The 4089-nt window shown below is 73.0% G+C and carries 4 protein-coding genes and 1 pseudogene; 2 read left to right on the top strand and 3 right to left on the bottom strand.

From position 1 onward, the window contains the following. The 3 genes and pseudogenes from ACNFOC_RS51735 to ACNFOC_RS51725 all read right to left on the bottom strand — a co-directional run. Window positions 1–920: pseudogene (locus tag ACNFOC_RS51735) on the bottom strand (hypothetical protein); the annotation flags it as partial. A gap of 135 nt (window positions 921–1055) precedes the next feature. Next, a complete protein-coding gene (locus ACNFOC_RS51730) occupies window positions 1056–2249 on the bottom strand; it encodes an MFS transporter (RefSeq protein ID WP_416965923.1) in 1194 nt (397 codons plus the stop codon). Between the two features lie 35 nt (window positions 2250–2284). Further along, complete coding sequence (locus ACNFOC_RS51725) at window positions 2285–2536, bottom strand: helix-turn-helix domain-containing protein (RefSeq protein WP_019062010.1); 252 nt, start codon at window positions 2534–2536, stop codon at window positions 2285–2287. 32 nt (window positions 2537–2568) lie between these two features. On the opposite strand from ACNFOC_RS51725, the gene map reads away from it, so the two are divergent. Then, window positions 2569–3339 carry a type I methionyl aminopeptidase gene (map, locus tag ACNFOC_RS51720; protein WP_416965922.1) on the top strand — a complete coding sequence of 257 codons (771 nt, stop codon included), beginning with the start codon at window positions 2569–2571 and terminating at the stop codon, window positions 3337–3339. Between the two features lie 152 nt (window positions 3340–3491). Continuing rightward, window positions 3492–4089: Clp protease N-terminal domain-containing protein (locus ACNFOC_RS51715; protein ID WP_416965921.1), on the top strand; the 598-nt coding region annotated here is incomplete at its 3' end.

Genomic DNA, 4089 nt, shown 5'->3' with positions numbered 1-4089 from the left:
CGCTTCGCCGGCATGGTCGAGGACGACACCGCCACGACCTCGGGGTTCGCGAGATCGTCCCACGTGGGGTCCGGATCGCCGTAGCCGGGGTTCGCTCGCTCGAATTCCTCGTAGCCGCGGCGCGCGTCCGGACTCCGGTCGTCCGGGCGCGTCCCGTGGCCACCGTCGGGACTGCCGTATCCGCCCCCGACCCCGCCCGCGCCCTGCGGTCCGGTGCCCGGCATCTGCTCGGCCTCACGCTGGCGGGGCAGTCGGTGCGGGGCCTGGTTCCGGTCGTACGGAGAGGTGTTCTCGTCGTACGGCGAGGTGTTCGGGTCGTACGGGTAGGCGTTCTGATCCTGGAACGTGTCGTCGACGCGGAACACGTTGCCGTGCCGGTCGCGGCGGATGGCCTGGGCGCCCTGCGTGTGGGCGCGGTTGTCCAACTGCTCGATGCGGGTGCGGAGTTCGGTGCAGCGGGCGGTGGCGCGCTCGTGGTCGTCGTGGGCCCAGGCGAGGTCGAGGCGGATGGCGTCGGCCTCCTCCTGGGTGCCGGCGGAGTTGAGCGACCGCCCCAGTTCCGACTGCCGTTCGGCCGCGTACTTCTGCTCACGGAGCATCACGTCGAGCCGGTCGCTGAGGGCGTCGCGGCTGCCGGGACGGGCGTCGAACGCGGCGAGCGCCGCCGCGTGCAGGGTGCGGGCCCGGTTCTTCTCCTGGCTCGCGACACCGTGGCCGTACTCCGCCGCGAGGTCCTGGAGGAGGGCCTCCACCACGTCCCAGGGCGGCACTTCACGCCCGCCGAGACAGGCCTGCATGCCATCGGGATCGCGCTGCCAGAACACCCCGCACCAGCCGCCGCCCTGGTCCAGGCGCGCCAGCAGTCCGTCGAGGTAGTTCGCGAACTCCCGCACCTGTCCGGGGAGTTGATCCACAGCCATGCCCCAACTCCCGCCAGACCGGAATGCTCCGATCCGTAGAAAACACCATTTGTGTTACGACGCGGCTACGGAAGCTTTTCGAGCCGGGCGCAGAGGTCTCGGAGCCTACGCCTCCCGACTGTGCGCCCGTCGGGTTCACGCCGGATCCGGCATCTCCCGGGCGGGAACGAGGAGGGCGAGCCGGCGCCGGGACAGGGCCAGGACCACCGCTCCCACGGTCACTCCGCAGGCGCCGAGCGCGGCCGCGGCCGGCAGCGTGGAGTCGGCGAGGAGGAGGCCCGACACGGCGGATCCGGCGGCGATCCCGGCGCCGATCAGGGTCACCAGCCAGGCGAAGGCCTCGGTCACCGTGCCGTCGGGGGCGAGTTCGCCGACCAGCCCGAAGGACACGGTCAGCAGGGGTGCGAAGAAGACTCCGGTACCGGCCGCGACCAGGCAGGCACCGGCGGGCCCGGGCACGAGCGCCACCAGCCAGTAGGCGGCGGCCATTCCGGCACACAGCACTACGGCCTTCAGCGGTGCGTCGGCGGTCCAGCGCAGGGTGCCGTAGGCGACGGCGCCGAGCAGCGCGCCGAAGGCCGACAGCGCCATGAGGAGGCCCGCGCCGCCGGGTACGGAGTGCTGCTCGGCGTAGGCGACGCTGAAGACGTTGAAGCCGCCGAGCGCCCAGCCGGCACCGAACAGGGCGCCGAGCAGCAGGAGCAGGCCGGGGCTGCGCAAGGGGCCGAGCCAGTGCACGTCACGGGTCCGGGTCCGCCAGTCCCGGGAGGGCCGGGCGGTGGCCATCACCAGCGAGCCGAGGAGACCCAGTCCTCCCGCCAGCCAGAGGGCGAGCGGCGCGGGGCCGAGCGCGGCGACACCGGCGACGGCCAACGGCCCCGCGATGAACACGACTTCCTGCGCCCCGGCATCGACGGCGTACGCCGACTGCACCTGCCCCTCGGCCACCAACTCCGGCCACAGGGCGCGCAGACACGGCTCCAGGGGCGGCGCGGCGGCGCCCGCGACGACGGCCCCGACGAGGCTGCCGTAGACCGATCCGGGGGCGAGCGCGAGGAGGACGTACCCGAGGCCTGACACCACGGCGGACGCGACGAGTACGCGTGGCTGGCCGGTGCGGTCGACCAGCCGCCCGAGCAGCGGGCCGCCGATCGCCCCGGCCACGGCGAACACACCGGTGGCGACGCCGACGAGGCGGTAGCCCGCGCCGGCCTCGCGCACGGACAGGGCGATGGCGAGGGCGGCCATGGCGCTGGGCATGCGGCCGACGAGGGAGCCGGTGAGCAGTCGTAGGACATAGGGGCGCCGGAGCAGGGTCAGATACAGCACACGTCTCCCGTTGGGGCGCGATGGCGATCTCGGCTTCAGGCTGCCAACGGCGCGCACCTGACCACGAGTTCGTCCATGGACAGCCCGAGCGCCTCGGCGAGGGCGGACACGGTGAAGAAGGCGGGCGTCGGAGCCCGGCCCGTCTCGATCTTGCGGAGGGTCTCCGCCGAGATGCCCGCGTGCGCCGCCACGTCCGTCATGCTGCGGCCGCCACGGGCCTCGCGGAGCAGCCGGCCGAGCCGTTCGCCGCGTTCGCGCTCTTCGGGGGTGAGAGGGGTGCGTACCATGCCGTCATTCTAATACCGGTATAGTAATTGGCATGGTGGAACTGAAGACGGACACGTCTATCGATGCGATGTACGAGGCGGGCCAGGTCGTGGCCCGCGCCCTCACGGCCGTACGGGAGGCCGCCGACGTGGGCGTATCCCTCCTGGAACTGGACGAGTTGGCGCACGACGTGCTCCGCGCGGCCGGCGCGAGTTCGCCCTTCCTCGGCTACCGCCCCGCCTTCGCGCCCACCGCGTTCCCCGCGGTCATCTGCGCCTCCGTGAACGACGCGATCGTGCACGGCATCCCGGACGGCTACCGGCTGCGCGACGCCGACCTGGTCTCGATCGACTTCGGCGCCAAGCTGGGCGGCTGGGCCGGCGACTCGGCCATCAGCTTCATCGTCGGCGAGCCGCGCCCGGCCGACGTCCGCCTGATCGACACCGCCGAGCGCGCCCTGGCGGCGGGCATCGAGGCAGCCGTCGTGGGCAACCGCATCGGCGACATCGCCCACGCCATCGGCACGGTGTGCCGCACGGCCGGCTACGGCATCATGGAGGATTTCGGCGGCCACGGCATCGGCCGCCAGATGCACGAGGACCCCGGAGTCCCGAACGAGGGCCGCCCGGGCCGCGGCCTCCCCCTCCGCCACGGCATGGTCATCGCGATCGAGCCGATGCTGATCGCGGGCGGCCGCGACGACTACCACGCGGCCAAGGACGGCTGGACCCTCAAGACGAACGACGGCTCAAGAGCGGCCCACGTGGAACACACGGTGGCGATCACGGAGGCAGGACCAAGGGTCCTTACTGAGCGCCGGTAAGGAAGGCGCCCCTTAAGGGGCGCGGGGCTGTGTCGATTTGCGGCTCCGCCGCGTGGGCGCGACCAGCCACAACGAGCCTGCACGCGAAAACAAGGCGCAATCCCCCCAAACCTGCACATGCCCCACGCAGTGGCCCGTGCCATGGTGGATTGATGACCAGCGGCTACACAGACCCCGAAAACGACCCCTTCGGCGACTTCCTGGCCCGGTTCTTCGGCGGAGCCGCGGGCGGAGCCACTCGCGGAGCCGATGACGGAGCCGCCCCGCCCGGCCCACGGCACGTAGACATAGGCCGCCTGCTCAGCCAACCGGCCAGGGACCTCGTCCGCGGCGCCGCCCAGTACGCCGCGGAACACGGCAGCCACGACCTCGACACCCAGCACCTGCTCCGCGCCGCCCTGTCCGCGGAGCCGACCCGCGGTCTCCTCACCCGGGCCGGCGCGGACCCCGACTCCCTCGCCGCGGAGATCGACGAGCGCTCGGGCCCCGCCCACCCTCCGGGCGGTACGTCGCTCGCCCTCACCCCGGCCGTCAAACGCGCCCTCCTGGACGCCCACGACCTGGCCAGGGCGGGCGGCACCGGTTACATCGGCCCCGAACACGTCCTGGGCGCACTCGCCGCGAACCCGGACTCCGCCGCCGGTCACATCCTGAACGCGGCCCGTTACGCCCCCACGGGCCTGCCTCCGGAGGCCCCGGACGGTGCCCAGCCCCGTACCCCGCAACGGTCGCCTTGGTGCTTGGCCCACG

The organism is Streptomyces colwelliae (assembly GCF_048158785.1).
GTDB lineage: Bacteria > Actinomycetota > Actinomycetes > Streptomycetales > Streptomycetaceae > Streptomyces.
The sequence above is the reverse complement of the archived record's forward strand: the minus strand, read 5'-3'. Positions and strand labels throughout refer to the sequence as shown.